Raw genomic sequence first — 16261 nt, forward strand, 5'->3', positions numbered from 1 at the left:
TGGTTGTCCGCGTTCGCGCGGTCGGCCCCAGCAGCCTGGGTTTAGCGGCAATTCCTTCGTTTCGCGAGCGTCGTCCGTGCATCGTTAGGTCCGTCATGGACCGGTAAGAGCGATACGAACAGACATAAGGACAACGCATCATGAAACGGATGCTGATCAACGCCACGCAGCCTGAAGAGCGCCGCCTGGCCATCGTCGACGGGCAAAAGCTCCTCGACTACGAAATCGAGATCGAAGGGCGCGAACAGCGCAAGGGCAACATCTACAAGGCCGTCGTCACGCGCGTCGAGCCCTCGCTGGAAGCCTGTTTCGTCGACTACGGCGAAGACCGCCACGGCTTCCTGCCGTTCAAGGAAATCTCCAAGCAGTACTTCGCCGAGGGCGTCTCGGCCAGCCAGGCCCGGATCCAGGACGCGATCCGCGAAGGCCAGGAACTGGTGGTGCAGGTCGAGAAGGAAGAGCGCGGCAACAAGGGCGCGGCCCTGACGACCTTCATCTCGCTGGCCGGCCGCTATGTCGTGCTGATGCCGAACAACCCGCGCGGCGGCGGCGTCAGCCGGCGCATCGAGGGCGACGACCGGGCCGAGCTCAAGGAGGCGATGGACCAGCTGGAGTACCCGAAGGGCGCCAGCATCATCGCCCGCACCGCCGGCATCGGCCGCTCGGCGCCCGAGCTGCAATGGGACCTGAACTACCTGCTCAAGCTCTGGAGCGCCATCGACGGCGCCGCCAAGGGCGCCAAGGGCGCCTTCCTGATCTACCAGGAATCCTCGCTGGTGATCCGCGCGATCCGTGACTATTTCAATCACGACATCGGCGACATCCTGATCGACACCGACGACATCTACGACCAGGCGCAGCAGTTCATGGCGCACGTGATGCCCGAGCATGCCGCCCGGGTGAAGCGCTACCGCGACGATGCCGCCCTGTTCAGCCGCTTCCAGATCGAGCACCAGATCGAATCGGCCTATGCCCGCACGGTGCAGCTGCCGAGCGGCGGCGCGATCGTGATCGACCACACCGAGGCGCTGGTCTCGGTCGACGTCAACTCGGCCCGCGCCATCAAGGGCGGCGACATCGAGGAAACCGCGACCCGCACCAACCTGGAAGCCGCCGACGAAGTGGCGCGCCAGATGCGCCTGCGCGACCTCGGCGGCCTGATCGTGATCGACTTCATCGACATGGACGAGTCGAAGAACCGCCGCGAGGTCGAAAGCCGCCTGCGCGACGCGCTGCGGCAAGACCGCGCCCGCGTCCAGTTCGGCTCGATCAGCAAGTTCGGCCTGATGGAAATGAGCCGCCAGCGCCTCAAGCCGGCGCTCAGCGAAGGCTCGTCGATCCCCTGCCCGCGCTGCGGCGGCTCGGGCCACATCCGCGACACCGAATCGAGCGCGCTGCAGATCCTGCGCATCATTCAGGAAGAGTCGATGAAGGACAACACGGCCGCCGTGCATGTCCAGGTGCCGGTCGAGGTGGCGTCGTTCCTGCTGAACGAGAAGCGCCCCGAGATCGCCAAGATCGAACTCAAGCAGCGCGTCACCGTGCTGATGGTGCCCAACAAGACGCTCGAGACGCCCAACTACAAGCTCGAGCGCCTGAAGCACGACGATCCGCGCCTCGACCACATCGAGGCCAGCTACAAGATGGCCGACGAGATCGAGGACCCGACCTCGGTCACGCGCCGCTCGCAAGAACCGACCAACAAGCAGACGCCGGTGATCAAGGGCGTGCTGCCCGACGCGCCGGCGCCGGTCGCGGTGCCGAAGCCCGAAGCGGTGCGTCCGCCGGTGGCGGCACCGGCGCCCGTCGCAGCCCCCGCACCGGTGGCGGTGCCGGCGAAGTCGGCCGAATCCGGCCTGTTCGGCTGGATCAAGAGCCTGTTCGGCGGCACCCCGGCCGCCGCGCCGGCGCCGGCACCGGCCGTGATTCCGGTCGAGGCGCCGAAGCCGCGCCGCGAAGGCCGCGATGGACGCGGCGGACGCGATGGCGAAGGCGCGCGCACCGCGCGCGACGGCGAGCAACGCCGTGGCGGCCGTGGTGAAGGCCGCGGCGGCCGGGATGGCGAGGCCCGCGGTGGCGAAGGCCGTGGCGGCGAACGCCGCGGCGGCCGCGGAGGCGAGCGCCGGGATGGCGAGCGCCGCGAAGGCCGCGAAACCCGCGGCGAGGCCCGCACCGACAGCCAGGTCCGTGAACCGAGGGAGCCCCGCGAGGCGCGTGAACCGCGCGAGGCCCGCGCCCCGCGCGAAGGCGAGCGCCGCGGCCGCGGCGAACGCCGCGACGGTGAAGCCCGCCAGTTGCCGGCCGAAGCCGCCGACGTCCAATTCGACGCCCAGGCGCTCGCGCCGAATGCCGGCGAGGGCAGCGAAGCGGCCGTCCCGGGCGAACGCGCACCGCGCAGCGGACGCGGCGAGCGCCGTGAACGCAGCGAGCGCAATGGCGACGGCGGCCGCGAACGCGGTGGCGACACGGCCCGCGACGCCCAGGGCGAAGCCAGCCCGGACGGCGCTCCGAACGAGCGCGGCGCACGCAGCGGGCGTGGCGAAGACCGCCCGCCGCGCGGTGAGCGAGGCGACGGCCGGCGCGAGCGGCGCAGCGACGCGCCGGCACGCCTGCCGGAAGCGGCGGGCACAGCCGGTTCGGCGATACCCGAAGCGGGCGCGGTCGGCGCCTCCGACGCCCCGGGCAGCGAAGACCAGGGCGAGGCGGCACCGCGCCGTGACGGCGAAGAACGCCGCGGCCGTTCGCGCGACCGCTACGGTCGTGACCGGCGCGAGCGCGGCCCGCGCGAGGAAGCGGGCGAGGCAGAGACCGCGCCCGTGGCCACTTCACCCGTCGAAGCGGAAGAAGTCGTCGTGCGGTCGAGCCTGCCGCCGGCGCCGGTGCGCACGGAGCGCCCGCTCGCGCCGCCCGCGGCACCGATCGTGGTCGAAGCCAAGGCGCCCTCCTCGCGGGCACTGCCGAAGGTCCAGCCTTTCGAGCTGCCGCTCGACGAGCTGGCTCAGGTGGCGGAAGGCTCGGGTCTGCACTGGGTCAACTCGGACGCCGAACGCGTGGCCGAGGTGCGGGCTGCGATTGCCGCCGAGCCCAAGCCCCAGCATGTGCCCCGCGAGCGCCCGCCGGCGATCGTGATCGACGAGGGTCCCCTGGTGCTGGTGGAGACCCGCCGCGACCTGGGATCGATGACGCTGCCCTTCGAGGACGCAGCACGCGGCGTCGGCGCGACGCACTGAGGCGGCGGCGGGAGGTCCGGCGAGAGCCGGTCTCCTCTCCGACGCATCCCATTCAAGGGAGGCCTTTCGGCCTCCCTTTTTCGTTTCTGATGCTCGCCCGTCGCCGATTCTCGACCGTTCATCGGCTGGTTGGGTCGGCAATCCGGGGCGCCTGGGGACGTTTCACAAACGAAACCATCGGTATTAATCCCCAAAAGCGCGAATGGCGTGCAGAAACAACACCAGGATGTTCGTCCGCGTTAACAATTTGTTATACAAAAGGACTACACTGAATTCGAAATCGCTGAGCCGGCCCCTGCCCCTTGTTGAGACCCGGAGAAGAGGGACCAGCCTACGCCTTTTGGAGGACTATGTAAGGCTTTTGATGACACCACGAAGCCCGCGACATATGTTCAAATTCTTGCCGATAGTAGTAAAGCGTTACACTGCCCCGCTCCTAGGTTGAGGCAGTACCCGTTACGGGGGAATTTCAGATGTTTCGTTCCGATTCGACAACCACCGGCAACGTGGTCCGACGCTTTCCCCCGGACGGCGGGGGCCCGTCCGCGCCGCCGCTGGAGGCCAGCCTGCCCCGCCTTTCGCTCGCTCAGCGCATCGTCAAGCGCGCCATCGACATCATCGGGGCGCTGGTCTTCTTCACCCTCTTCGGACCGCTCTACCTCATGGTGGCCCTGGGCGTGCTGATCAGCATGGGCCGGCCGGTGCACTTCTGGCAAACACGACTCGGCGAACGCGGCCAGCGCTTCCGCTTCTACAAGTTCCGCTCGATGGTGCGCAATTCGGACCATGTCCTGGACGAGTTCCTGAGCCGCAGCGACATGGCGCGCACCGAGTGGGACACGTTCCAGAAGCTGGAAAAGGACCCCCGCATCACGCCGATCGGCGCGGTCATCCGCAAGCTGAGCCTGGACGAGCTGCCGCAGTTCTGGAACGTCCTCAAGGGTGACATGAGCCTGGTCGGCCCGCGCCCCTGCATGGAGCGCCAGCGCAGCCTCTACGGCCGCGGCTGGACGCACTACTGCGCGATGCGCCCCGGGATCACCGGCCTCTGGCAGGTCAGCGGCCGCAACCGGCTCTCCTATGCGCGCCGGGTCGAACTCGACGTGGAATACGTCTCCAACTGGTCGCTGTGGCTCGACATCAAGATCCTGTTCAGGACCGTGCGCGCCGTCATCAGCGGGGAGGGTTCACGGTGACCCGCGTCCAGCCGGTCATCCTGTGCGGCGGCAGCGGCACCCGGCTCTGGCCGCTGTCGCGCAAGACGCTGCCCAAGCAGTTCGCGCCGCTGATCGACAACAAGAGCCTGTTGCTGCTGACGCTCGAGCGTCTGCGCCGGCTCAATCCCGAAGTGACCTGCGTGGCCGCGGAGGAGCACCGATTCCTGGTGCAGGAGGCGATCGACGCCGCACTGGTGAGCGGCAAGCAGCTGCTCGAGCCGGTGGCCCGCAACACCGCCGCGGCGATGGCGGTGATGGCGCTGCTGGCCGACCCGGAGGAACTGCTGCTGTTCGCGCCGGCCGATCATCACATCCCGGAGGCCGATCGCTTCGTCGCCACGATCCAGAAGGGCATCCCGGCGGCGCAGGCCGGCTACCTCGTGACCTTCGGCGTCGATCCGTCGTTCCCCAGCACGGCCTACGGCTACATCCGCCAAGGCCAGCCGCTGGAGGCCGCACTGGGCGACGAGGCCGGCCATGCGGTCGCCGCCTTCATCGAGAAGCCGGCGGCGGAGCGCGCCGAGCAAATGCTGCTCGAAGGCGGCCACCTGTGGAACGCGGGCATCCTGCTGGTCCAGGCCAAGGTCCTGATCGCGGCGCTGCAGGCGCACGCCCCGGACATCCTGGAAAGCTGCAGGCTGGCCACCGTCGCGATCGAAACCGACGGCGACTTCTTGCGCATGGACGGCGCGGCCTTCGGGCGCTGCCGCAGCCAGAGCATCGACTACGCCGTGCTCGAGAAATGCGATCGGGTCGCGGTCATCCCTTTCCAGGGACGGTGGAGCGATGTCGGCAGCTGGAACGCAGTGGCCGACCTCCACGACACCGATGCCAACGGCAACCGGATCAGCGGCCAGGGCTTCGCCATGGGCGCGACCAACACCTTCATTCACGCGCCGAGCCGCCCGGTGGTGGCGCTCGGCACCAAGGACCTGCTGGTGGTCGACACGCCGGACGCGCTGCTGGTCGTGCACCGCGATTGCGCCGAGCAGGTCAAGGACGTGGTCGCGCTGCTGACCACCCACGGCCACAGCCAGGCCACCCGGCACCGCCGCATTCCAAGGCCCTGGGGCGCCTACGACAGCATCGACGACGGCGAGCGCTTCGCGGTCAAGCGGCTGACGGTCAAGCCGGGTGCGCGGCTGGCGCTGCGAATGCACCACCATCGCGCCGAGCACTGGGTGGTGGTCAAGGGGACGGCGCGCGTGGTGTGCGACGACAAGACGGTGCTGGTCAAGGAGAACGAGTCGATCTACATCCCCGTCGGCGCGGTCTATCGGCTGGAGAACGCCGGCAAGATGGCCCTCGAAGTGGTCGAGATCCAGACCGGCGGCTACCTGGGCGAGGACGACATCGTGCGGTTTGCCGATGTAGAGTCGGTCGACATCGGCGACGCCAAGAAGCTCGCCTGAATTTTCCAACAGCGCCCTGGCGAGATTTCAATGAACGAGTTGAACAAGCGGATTTTCGTCGCTGGACATCGCGGCATGGTCGGCAGCGCCATCGTGCGATGCCTTGAAGCGCGGGGCTACACCCGGATCATCACCCGCAGCCGCGACGAGCTCGACCTCACCGAGCAGGCGCAGGTGCGCGCCTTCTTCGCCGAAGAGCGCCCCGAGGAGGTCTATGTCGCGGCCGCGAAGGTCGGCGGCATCCACGCCAACAACAGCTATCCGGCCGAGTTCATCTATTCGAACCTGATGGTCGAAGCCAACCTGGTCCACGAATCGTGGCGCAGCGGCGTCGCCAGGCTGCTGTTCCTCGGCTCCAGCTGCATCTACCCGCGGCTCGCGCAGCAGCCGATGTCGGAAGACGCGCTGCTGACCGGCAAGCTCGAACCGACCAATGAGCCCTATGCGGTCGCCAAGATCGCCGGCATCAAGCTCTGCGAAAGCTACAACCGCCAGTACGGCTGCGACTTCCGCAGCGTGATGCCGACCAATCTCTACGGGCCGGGCGACAACTACCACCCGGAGAACAGCCATGTGCTGCCGGCGATGATCCGGCGCTTCCACGAAGCGAAGACCCACGGCGCGCCGAGCGTCGTGATCTGGGGTACCGGCTCGCCGAAGCGGGAGTTCCTCCACGTCGACGACATGGCGCGCGCCTGCGTGCACGTGATGGACCTGCCGCGCGAAACCTATGCCGCCCACACCGAAGTGATGGCCAGCCACCTCAACGTCGGCACCGGCGAAGACTTGTCGATCGCCGAACTCGCGCAGCTGGTGAGCGAGGTGGTGGGCTACCAGGGCCGCATCCACTACGACACCAGCAAGCCCGACGGCGCGCCGCGCAAGCTGCTGGACGTCGCCCGCATCCGCGGGCTCGGTTGGACGCCCGAGGTGGCATTGCGCGCGGGCATCGAGCACGCCTACGAAGATTTCTGCAGCGAAGCACTGGTCGCCTGAGGCGGCCCGTAGCGGCTGCATTCCCACCATGGGCGCCTCCTTTCTATCCCTCGTTCCGCCGGGCTCCGGCGGCGTGCGGGACTATGCGAGCGTGATCGGCCAGTCGCTGCAGGCTCCGCCGTTCGAGATGACCCGCACGACCGATATCTCGTCGCTTTCGGGCGACTGCCTGCTGCTGCATTTCAGCGGCTACGGCTACCACAAGCGCGGCGTGCCGCTCTGGCTGGTCGAGCAGGTGCGCCGCCTGCGCGGCCGCTTCCAGGCCTTCGGCGTGGTGTTCCACGAGCTGTACGCCTCCAGTCCGCCCTGGGGTTCCGCCTTCTGGCTCGGCGCCTGGCAGAAGCGGATTGCCCGCGAACTGCTCGATCTCTCGGATTTCTGGCTGACCAACCGGGAGGAGTCCGGCCGCTGGCTGCTGGCGCGGCGCGACGCCGCACCGCATCGGGTGCTGCCCGTGTTTTCGAACGTGGGCGAGCCGGCATCGATCGACGCCGACAGGGCGCCGCACCTGGTCGTCTTCGGCGGTCCCGGCGTGCGCGCCAACGTCTATCAATGGGCCGGTGGCGAAGTGTTCGACTGCGCCCGCCGCAGGGGCCTGGTCATTCACGACATCGGTCCGCCGCTGCAGGATGCCCAACTGGCGCAGCGCCTGGTCCAGGAGAAGGCCGTCTTGCACGGCAAGCTGTCGGCGCAGGCGGTCAGCCAAGCCCTCTCCGGCGCCAGCTATGGCGCCCTTTCGTATCCCCTGGACTACGCCTCGAAGAGCGGCGTGCTGGCCGCCTACAGCGCCCACGGCCTGTGCCCGATCCTGCTCTGGGACGACTACCGGCCGCACGACGGGCTGGTCGCCAACCTCAACTACCTGCCCGGCTTCGCCGCGCTCGAAAACGTCGACGCACGCACCGTCGGCCGCCAGGCGCGCCAATGGTACGAGCCGCATTGCGTCGATGCCCATGTCGCCGCCCTCAGGGCGATGAGCAGCGAGGCCAGGCGATGAGCGATATCAGCTATTTGTGGCGCTTGCGGGAACGCCCCGCGGTCGGATCGCGGCGCTGGTGCATCGTCTGGGCCAAGCGGGCCCTGCATTCCGTGGCGCTGCTCAAGATCGTCATGGCGCGGCGCAGCTTCCGCGCCCGCGGGGTCCAGGTGGGCGCGCTGTCGATCCTCGACCGCTTCGCGCTCAAGGGGCCGGCCTCCCATCTGAGCGTCGGCGAGCACTGCTTCATCTCGGGCTCGACGGAAATCGTCGCCCTCGACCAGGTCCGCATCGGATCGCGCGTCGTCATCAACGACCGGGTCACGATCCTCACGGCCAGCCATCATGTCGGGGATCCGGGCTGGCGATCTTTCAAAAAACCGGTGCGCATCGACGACTACGCCTGGATCGCCGTCGGCGCAACCATCCTCCCGGGCGTCACGATCGGCTACGGTGCGGTGGTGGGCGCGGGCGCGGTGGTCGCCAGGGACGTGCCGCCGCTGGCGGTCGCCACCGGCAATCCGGCGGTCATCCGCCTGAACGCACGCCCCGCCGACCTCTGCTACGACCCGGTCGCCCTGCTCCCCCCTTTCGAGGCCTGGATCGGACGCCGTGCCGATCCCGCCGGTCCGGCGAATTCGCCCGTGCACGGCGTCGAGCCGCGGCCATGACCCCGGTCCTGGTCACCCATCCCGGGTTGCAGCATTCGCACCAGCTCGCCCTGGCGCTGTACGAGCGTTCGCTGCTGCAGTCGTTCTGGTCCGGCGTGCCGGTGGTGGCCGAAGGCGAAACGCTGCCATGGTGGCTGCCCGCCGGCTACCGCTCGAAGGTCCGAACCGTCGACATCCCGCGGGCGCTGCGGCGCCATCCGGCGCGCTTCCAGCTGGCCCTGCGGATGTCGAACCAGGTGAACCTCGGCATCCCGGGCTCCGACATGGTCCACCGCGTGTTCCACTGGTTCGACCACTGGGCCGCGCGGCAGATCCGGCAATTCAGGCCCAAGGTCGTCGTCGCCTACGAAAACGCGGCCTTCCACACCTTCCAGGCGGCCAAGGCGATCGGCGCGCGCTGCGTGCTGGATGCGGCCGCCTTCCACCACCAGACCGCGGCCCGGCTGCTGGGCACGCCGGCGACCCCCTATACGCCCGAGATCAATCGCCGCAAGGACGAGGAGATCCGGTTGGCCGACCTGATCCTGACCTGCTCGCCACTGGCCGCGGAGAGCTACACCGCGAATGGCGTGCCGGCCGACAAGGTCCGGCCCATGATGCTCGGCGCCGAGCGACCGCCCGGCCTGCCCGGCTGGCAGGCCCATGACGGCCCGCCGCGCTTCGTCTTCGCCGGCGCGCTGAGCCGGCTCAAGTCGATCGACAGCATCGTCGCCGCCTTCCGGCGGCTGCATGCCGAAGGCATCGCCTACGACCTGGAGTTCGTCGGCGGCGTCGCCGACGCCGAGTTGCTGCGCGCGGTGCTGGCCACGCCCCATGCCCGCCATACGCCGAACGTGCCGCAGGGCGAGCTGTTCTCGATTCTCGCGCGCGCCGACTGCCTGCTGCTGCCCTCGCGCTTCGATTCGTTCGGCATGGTGGTCGCCGAGGCGATGGCATGCGGCACACCCGCCGTGGTCTCGACGAACACTGGCGCCAAGGCGATGATCGAGGCCTTTCCGGGCAGTGGCTGGATCGTCGAGCCGGGGGTGGAATCGTTGCACGCACAGTTGCGGCAACTGGCGCAAAGGCCCGAGCAGTTGCATGCGGCCCGGTCCATGGCGCGCCAGTCCGGCGATGCCTTTTCGTGGGCCAGCTATCGACGGCGGGCCGGAGAGTTGTTCGAGGAATTTGTTCAATGAGTACGACCGCCTCCTTCTCGTACGCAGCGGCGCGGCCGGCGTCGATGACCCGTGCGGGCAAGGCCTTCATCGCGGTGTTCCTGATCGTCGTGCTGGAGGGCGCGGTGCGCAAATGGGTGGCCTCGTCGGCCACCTTGCCGCTGTTGCTGGTGCGCGACCTGTTGGCAATCTACGTGATCGGCTATGCCCTGCGCAACGGCGCCATGCGGCGGCAAAAGGGCATCACCCAGGCACTGCTCGCATGGTCCTGCCTGGTCATCGCCTGGGGCTTGCTGCAGCTCGTCGTCGGCGAGAGTTCGCCCACAGTGCTGCTGATCGGGCTGCGCTTCTGGCTGCTGTACATCTGGTTCGGGGTGGCCGCCGCCGCCACGATGAACGAAGCCGACTACCGGGCTGCGTTGAGGGTCGCGGCCTGGAGCTTGCTGCTAATGGCCCCGCTGGCCGTGCTGCAGCATTTCTCTCCTCCGGGCGCACGCATCAACAATCAGATCGACGGCGATGAGTCCGACATCTTCCTGGTGATCGCCGACGTCGTGCGGACCACCGGCACCTTCAGCTTCACGGCCGGCTTCACGACCTACCTGGCGCTGATGGCGCCGCTGGTGTTCGCGGTGGTCGGGTCGCGCAAGCGGCCCGGGCGCCAGACGCTGTTCGCGGCGGCGCTGTTCGCCGCCTTCGTGGTCTCGAGCATGGTGAGCGGCTCGCGCGCCGCCGTCATCCTGTCCGGCCTGGTGGTCGTCGCCTACTTCATCGGCCGGCTCTTGCTGGCGCGGAGCAAGTCCAGGACCGGGGCGATCGTGGGCGTCATTGCCGGGATCCTGCTGCTCGCCGTTCTGCTCTACGCCTTCCGCGGTGCGATCGCCATCACCGAGCAACGGTTCCAGGAGGCGGCCGAGGTCGAGACGTTCTGGGGCCGCATTTTCACCATCTTCATCGGCCAATCCGTGGCATTCGACAACTTCTCCTGGATCGGCTACGGCATCGGACTGGGCTCCAACCTGGCCAACTATGTGCGCACCGGCAGCACCGGCGCCTTCGCGCTGGCCGAAGTCGAGGCCAGCCGGATCCTGCTCGAGGGCGGCCTGATCGGCTACGTGTTCACCGTCTTCAAGGTGGGCGTCATCGTCATGGGTGTCCGCAAGGCCTGGCGACTGTCGAAGCGCCTGCACTCGACCTACCCGATCCTGCTGTGGGCGGTCGTCACGCTCGCGCTGTTGACCTGGTCGGCCATCGGCCAGCTGACGGCCCACGGCCTGCTGGGACTCATGCTGGCTTTCGGCCTGCTCGTGTTCCGGCATCCGACGGTCGAGTTCTTTGCTCCTCGCCGTCCATCCGCGTGAAATTCCTCCATTTGATTCCCAAGGTCGATCCTCGCGCCGGCGGAGCGATCGAGGGCGTTCTGCGCATCCATGAGGCGCTGGTGGCGCTCGGCCACGAGAGCGAGCTGGTGTCGCTCGACGATCCATCGGCACCCTGGGTTCGCGAGTGCCCGGCGCCGCTCCACCCGCTGGGCCCCTCGCGCGGCGCCTACCAGTACAACCCCGATGCGGTCGCGTGGCTGCGCGCGCACGCGGGCCGCTACGACGCGGTGATCGTCAACGGCCTTTGGCAATACGCCAGCTTCGCGGCCTGGCGGGCCTTGCGTTCGGCGCCCACGCCCTATTTCGTCTACACCCACGGCATGCTCGATCCGTGGTTCAAGCGACGCTATCCGCTCAAGCACCTGAAAAAGTGGTTGTACTGGCCCTGGGCGGAGTACCGCGTGCTGCGAGATGCGGCGGCAGTGATCTTCACCTGCGAGGAAGAACGCCTGCTCGCCCGCCAGTCCTTCTGGCTCTACCGCGCCCGGGAAGTGGTCGGCTCGTACGGCACCTCCGAGCCGCCTTCGGATGCCGCCGGCCTGAGCGAGGCCTTCCTGGCCCGCTTTCCCGAGCTTCGGGGCAAGCGCTCGCTGCTGTATCTCGGGCGCATCCACGAAAAGAAGGGCGGCGACCTGCTGGTCGACGCATTCGCCCGTGTCGCGGCCGATTCGCCGGATCTCCGACTTGTGATGGCCGGGCCAGGCGACGAGCGCCTGGTGGCGCAACTTCAGAATCGCGCCGCCGAACTCGGCGTGACAGGGCGGATCACCTGGACCGGCATGCTGCAGGGCGACCTCAAGTGGGGCGCTTTCCATTCGGCGGACGCATTCTGCCTGCCCTCGCACCAGGAGAACTTCGGCATCGCCGTGGTCGAGGCGCTGGCCTGCGGCAAGCCCGTCCTGATCAGCGACAAGGTGAACATCTGGCGCGAGATCGTGCAGGACGGCGCCGGCCTGGTGGCCCCGGACACATTGGCCGGCACGGTCGACACGCTGCAGCGCTGGCTGGCGCTGACGCCGGCCGAGGCCGCGGCCATGCGGCTCGCGGCCCGGCAGTCGTTCCGCGATCGCTTCCAGGTCGAGCAGGTGGCGCAAGGGCTGGTCCGGATCGTGAGTGAACGAGCGCCGGGGTCGGGCAGCGCTGCGCCGCCGCCCGATCCGCGCCCTGCCAAGGCCGCCATGCTGCCCGAGGGTCAATGAAACTTCTCGTCTACGGAATCAACTTCGCACCCGAACTGACCGGGATCGGCAAATACACAGGCGAGATGGTGGCCTGGCTCGCAGCCAGGGGGCACGAGGTCCGCGTCGTGACGGCTCCGCCCTATTACCCGGATTGGTCGGTCCGGCCGGGCTACAGCGGATCGCGCTACGCCCGCGAGGACTGGCACGGCGCCACCGTCTTTCGCACGCCGCTGTGGGTGCCGCGCAAGGTGACCGGGTTGAAGCGGCTGGTCCACCTGGCGAGCTTTGCGCTGTCGAGCCTGCCCGCGCTGCTTGCCCAATGGCGCTGGAAACCCGACGTCGTGTGGGTGACCGAGCCGCCGCTGTTCTGCTCGCCGGCGGCGCTGGCCTTCGCCCGGCTGCGCTCGGCGAAGGCGTGGCTGCACATCCAGGACTACGAGGTCGACGCGGCCTTCGAGCTCGGCCTGCTCAAGGGCGACCGCGTGCGTTCGATCGTGGCCGCGACGGAGCGCGGCCTGATGCGGCGCTTCGACCGCATCTCGACCCTCTCGTCGCACATGATGGAGCGCGCCAGCAGCAAGGGCACCGAAGCCGAGCGGCTGGTCTCGCTGCCGAACTGGGCCGACGTGTCGGCGGTGCAGCCACTGCGGGCGGCCAGCCCCTATCGCGCCGAACTGGGCATCGCGCACGATGCCGTGGTGGCGCTCTATTCGGGCAACATGGGCGCCAAGCAGGGCCTCGAGCTGCTGGCCGAGATGGCGCAGCTGCTGCAGGGGCGGCCTGGTCTCGAGTTCGTGTTCTGCGGCAACGGCGCCGGCCGCGCCGGCCTGATGCAGCGCTGCGAGAAGCTCGCGAACGTGCGCTTCCTCGACCTGCAGCCGGTCGAGCGCCTGGGCGACCTGCTCGGCCTTGCCGACATCCATCTGCTGCCGCAGCGCGCGGACGCCGCCGACCTCGTGATGCCGTCCAAGCTCACCGGCATGCTCAGCAGCGGCCGCCCGGTGGTCGCCGGCGCGAGGCCCGAAACCGAACTCGGCCGGGTCGCTTCGCAATGCGGCATCGCCGTGGCCCCGGACGACGTCCGCGCCTTCGCGGATGCGGTGCTGACGCTGGCCTCCCAGCCCGATCTGCGCCGCGAGCTGAGCCTGCGCGCCCGCGCCTTCGCCGAAGCCAACTTCGACCGCGACGCCGTGCTCGCCCGCTTCGAGAAGGACCTCGAAGCCTGCATCGGCATCCCCACAACGAGAAGAGCCGGCGAAGCCCGGCTCTAGCTGGTGAAACACCGCGGAACCGGCTTTGCCGGGCCGCTGGTGTCGCCCCCCGGTCAGGGGGCGAGCTACTGCTCTTCGGGCAGGATGCTCTCGTAGTTGTAGCTGGTGTAGCGGTAGCGGCCGTACTTGTAGGCGGCGTAGGTCCTGCGATTGACGTTCATGCCGTTGAGCAGCACGCCCGTCGCCGCCTTGCCGCCCATGGCCAGGCGTCGGGTGCTCTCCTTCAGCTCGCCCATCGTCGACAGGTTGGCGCGCGCCACCAGCAGCACGGTGCCCACGTGCGTCGCCACCGTGCTGGTGTCGGCGGCGACCAGCACCGGCGGCGCGTCGATGACCACCAGGTCGTACTGCTCGGAGAGGCGTTCGAGGGTCGACTTGAACGAGTCCGAGACCAGCAGCTCGGCGGGGTTCGGCGGCAACTGGCCGGTCGCCAGGAAGTCCAGGCTGGGCACCACCTGGCGGTGCACGGTCTGCTGAATCGTCAAGCTGCCGGCGATCAGCTCGGACAAGCCTCCATGGCGCTGCAGGCCGAAGTACTGATGCGTGTGGCCGCGCCGCAGGTCGGCGTCGATCAACAGCGTGCGGCGGCCGGCCGCGGCCATCAGCGCAGCGAAATTGGCGGCGACGAAGCTCTTGCCCACCCCCGGTGTCGGTCCGGTGATGAGCACCCGGTTGTTGGGGGATTCGAGCATCGCGAACTGCATGGCGGTTCGCAGGCTGCGCAGGCTTTCGACGGCCGGATCGTCGGCCTTCTCGATCGTCAGCAGGCGCACCCCGGTCGCGCCGCTCAGGCGCCGCGCCGCGATCGCCTCCTGCGCCGGGCTCAAGGGAATGGTCGAGAACACGGGCAGGCCGATGTCGGCCTCGACCTCGTGCGGATCCCGCAGGCGCTGCTCGATGAAGGCGTTTCGCAGGAAGGCGGCGCAGATGCCGAGGAACAGGCCCAGTGCAAGCGCCGAGGCGACGATGACCTTGCGGTTCGGCTTGATCGGGTACGACGGCGGGATCGCCTCGTCGAGCACCCGCACGTTGCCCACCTTGCCCTCCTTGACCAGCCGCAGCTGCATGGCGTTGTTGAGCAGGGATTGGTAGAGCTCGGTGTTCACCTTGACGTCGCGCTCCATGCGCACCGCTTCCTGTTGGAGGGCAGGCAGCCCCTTGATGCGGATCTGGACGTTGGCGATGTCCGAGCGCAGCGCCGCAATCTGGCCATCCAGCGTCTGCACCAGCGGGTGATTGGCGGTGAAGCGCGCTTCGAGTTCCCGCCGACGCTGCTCGGCGTCCAGCAGTTTGCTCTGGCGGTCGACCGCCTGGGCAAGGACCGACGACGCCTCCTCGGTGAAGGAGACCATCCCCTTCTGGTTGCGGAAGCGGTTGTAGGTTTCTTCGGCCGCTTCCATCTGGCGCTTGTACTGGGGCAGCTGGACATCCAGGAAGGCGAGCGTCTTGCGCGCTTCTGCCGCCTTGCGCTCGACGTTCTGCAGCACGTACTGCTCACCCACGGCATTCAGGATCTGTGCCGCCCGGTCGGGATTGCTGTCCTGCAGCGTCACGTTGATGATGCCCGAGGACTTGCCGCGTTCGCTCAGCCCGAGCCCGCCCTGCAGCCCCAGCGCGGTCGGCAGCGTGCCGAGGCGCTGCAGGTTGAACTCGGCGCCCGGCTTGCCGGCCAGCCGGCTGATCGTGAGCTCGATCGGCCCGGCCGCCGTCTGCGCCTTCAGCGGCGCGCCGACCGTCCCGCTCAAGGGCTTGGACAACATCGGGGAGGCCAGCGTGTACTGGCCGCCTTCCTGGGCGGTCACCGTGAAGAGCGAACCCTCCAGCGATTTCGGAACATCGAACTGCGACGCCTCGATCAGTTCCCGCCCCGACACATAGCCGCCGAAGCCGAGGAATCCAGGGTCGGAGAGCCCCGTCGATCGCCGCGCCAGCCAGCCGCCGACATAGGGAACGTAGCGGGGACTGGCCACGATGTAGAGCTTGATCGCCTCGACCGCCTTGCCGGCGATCATGCGCGACCGGATGATCTCCATTTCGGCAGAGCCCGGCGTCTTGACGTCGAACAGCGCGCCGCCGGCTTCGCTCAAGATGCCCTTGCTGCCTTCGGGATCTTCCACCTGGATCACCAGGGTGGACTCGTAGATCGGCCGCTCGAGGAGCGCATACACCACGCCGCCCAGGAAGACGACCAGCGTGATGAAGGCGATGAGCCACTTGTTCGCCACCAGCACTTCGATGTAGTGCCCGATGTTGAAATCCTGCTCCTCCGCCGCATCGAACGAACTGGGATTGGATTTGGGGGTGAGTGTGGAATTCATCGACTGGATACTCTTGAAATGCGTTGGACCCATTGCTGGGTGCCGTCTTCGATGAGCGTCAGCGCACGCTCGAAAGAGGCGCGACCGGCACCATACGGGTCCGACACGTCCTGATCGCTGAACTCACACAGGCGAAATACCTTGCCGGCGGCAAACAGATAGCGCTCCTCGACCGACCGGCGCTGCTTGCCGTCCATGACCAGGATCAGGTCGGCGCGCTGGCAGGCATCGAGGCCGATCTGCTTCGCGCGATGCGATTCGATGGAGATGCCGCGCTGGCGCATCAGGTCGCGCGCGATCTCGTCCGCCGGCTCCCCCACCATGGCGGCCAGCCCCGCGGACGCGACCTGCGCGTCGGGCAGCGCCGCGGCGAGCAGGCCCTCGGCCATCGGACTGCGGCAGATGTTCCCGATGCACACGACGAGGATGTTCCGGATGGTCACGATCGGT

General features: G+C 68.4%; 12 protein-coding genes. 10 read left to right on the forward strand and 2 right to left on the reverse strand.

All coding sequences use genetic code 11. The features are described from left to right. Positions 1–140 precede the first annotated feature (140 nt). From QTI68_RS30200 to QTI68_RS30245, 10 genes are all read left to right on the forward strand, one after another. Positions 141–3230 (forward strand): Rne/Rng family ribonuclease, encoded by a 3090-nt coding sequence (locus QTI68_RS30200; protein ID WP_286526876.1) that lies wholly within the window; start codon positions 141–143, stop codon positions 3228–3230. A gap of 473 nt (positions 3231–3703) precedes the next feature. Continuing rightward, complete coding sequence (locus QTI68_RS30205) at positions 3704–4426, forward strand: sugar transferase (protein ID WP_286526877.1); 723 nt, start codon at positions 3704–3706, stop codon at positions 4424–4426. Continuing rightward, entirely contained in the window at positions 4423–5859 is a 1437-nt protein-coding gene (locus QTI68_RS30210) for a mannose-1-phosphate guanylyltransferase/mannose-6-phosphate isomerase (RefSeq protein ID WP_286526878.1), read from the forward strand. Before QTI68_RS30205 ends, QTI68_RS30210 begins: the two co-directional genes overlap by 4 nt. 30 nt (positions 5860–5889) lie before the next feature. Next, positions 5890–6855 carry a GDP-L-fucose synthase gene (gene fcl, locus QTI68_RS30215; protein WP_286526880.1) on the forward strand — a complete coding sequence of 322 codons (966 nt, stop codon included), beginning with the start codon at positions 5890–5892 and terminating at the stop codon, positions 6853–6855. A gap of 28 nt (positions 6856–6883) precedes the next feature. Further along, positions 6884–7852 carry a hypothetical protein gene (locus QTI68_RS30220; protein ID WP_286526881.1) on the forward strand — a complete coding sequence of 323 codons (969 nt, stop codon included), beginning with the start codon at positions 6884–6886 and terminating at the stop codon, positions 7850–7852. Further along, positions 7849–8502, forward strand: coding sequence for an acyltransferase (locus QTI68_RS30225; RefSeq protein ID WP_286526882.1), 654 nt, complete (start codon positions 7849–7851; stop codon positions 8500–8502). Before QTI68_RS30220 ends, QTI68_RS30225 begins: the two co-directional genes overlap by 4 nt. Continuing rightward, the gene (locus QTI68_RS30230; RefSeq protein WP_286526883.1) at positions 8499–9680 is read left to right on the forward strand and encodes a glycosyltransferase family 4 protein; all 1182 of its coding nucleotides are present in this window, start codon (positions 8499–8501) and stop codon (positions 9678–9680) included. The genes QTI68_RS30225 and QTI68_RS30230 overlap by 4 nt, the downstream gene beginning before the upstream one ends. Continuing rightward, the gene (locus QTI68_RS30235) at positions 9677–11020 is read left to right on the forward strand and encodes an O-antigen ligase family protein (RefSeq protein ID WP_286526884.1); all 1344 of its coding nucleotides are present in this window, start codon (positions 9677–9679) and stop codon (positions 11018–11020) included. The genes QTI68_RS30230 and QTI68_RS30235 overlap by 4 nt, the downstream gene beginning before the upstream one ends. Further along, complete coding sequence (locus tag QTI68_RS30240) at positions 11017–12240, forward strand: glycosyltransferase (RefSeq protein WP_286526885.1); 1224 nt, start codon at positions 11017–11019, stop codon at positions 12238–12240. Before QTI68_RS30235 ends, QTI68_RS30240 begins: the two co-directional genes overlap by 4 nt. Further along, positions 12237–13493, forward strand: coding sequence for a glycosyltransferase WbuB (locus tag QTI68_RS30245; protein WP_286526886.1), 1257 nt, complete (start codon positions 12237–12239; stop codon positions 13491–13493). Before QTI68_RS30240 ends, QTI68_RS30245 begins: the two co-directional genes overlap by 4 nt. A gap of 65 nt (positions 13494–13558) precedes the next feature. On the opposite strand, the gene QTI68_RS30250 is transcribed toward QTI68_RS30245, so the two are convergent. Together QTI68_RS30250 and QTI68_RS30255 are read right to left on the reverse strand one after the other, a co-directional pair. Then, positions 13559–15811, reverse strand: coding sequence for a polysaccharide biosynthesis tyrosine autokinase (locus tag QTI68_RS30250; RefSeq protein ID WP_286526887.1), 2253 nt, complete (start codon positions 15809–15811; stop codon positions 13559–13561). Then, positions 15808–16248, reverse strand: coding sequence for a low molecular weight protein-tyrosine-phosphatase (locus tag QTI68_RS30255; protein WP_286526936.1), 441 nt, complete (start codon positions 16246–16248; stop codon positions 15808–15810). Before QTI68_RS30255 ends, QTI68_RS30250 begins: the two co-directional genes overlap by 4 nt. Positions 16249–16261 lie beyond the last annotated feature (13 nt).

Source organism: Variovorax sp. J31P207, from assembly GCF_030316965.1.
Lineage (GTDB): Bacteria > Pseudomonadota > Gammaproteobacteria > Burkholderiales > Burkholderiaceae_C > Variovorax > Variovorax ginsengisoli_B.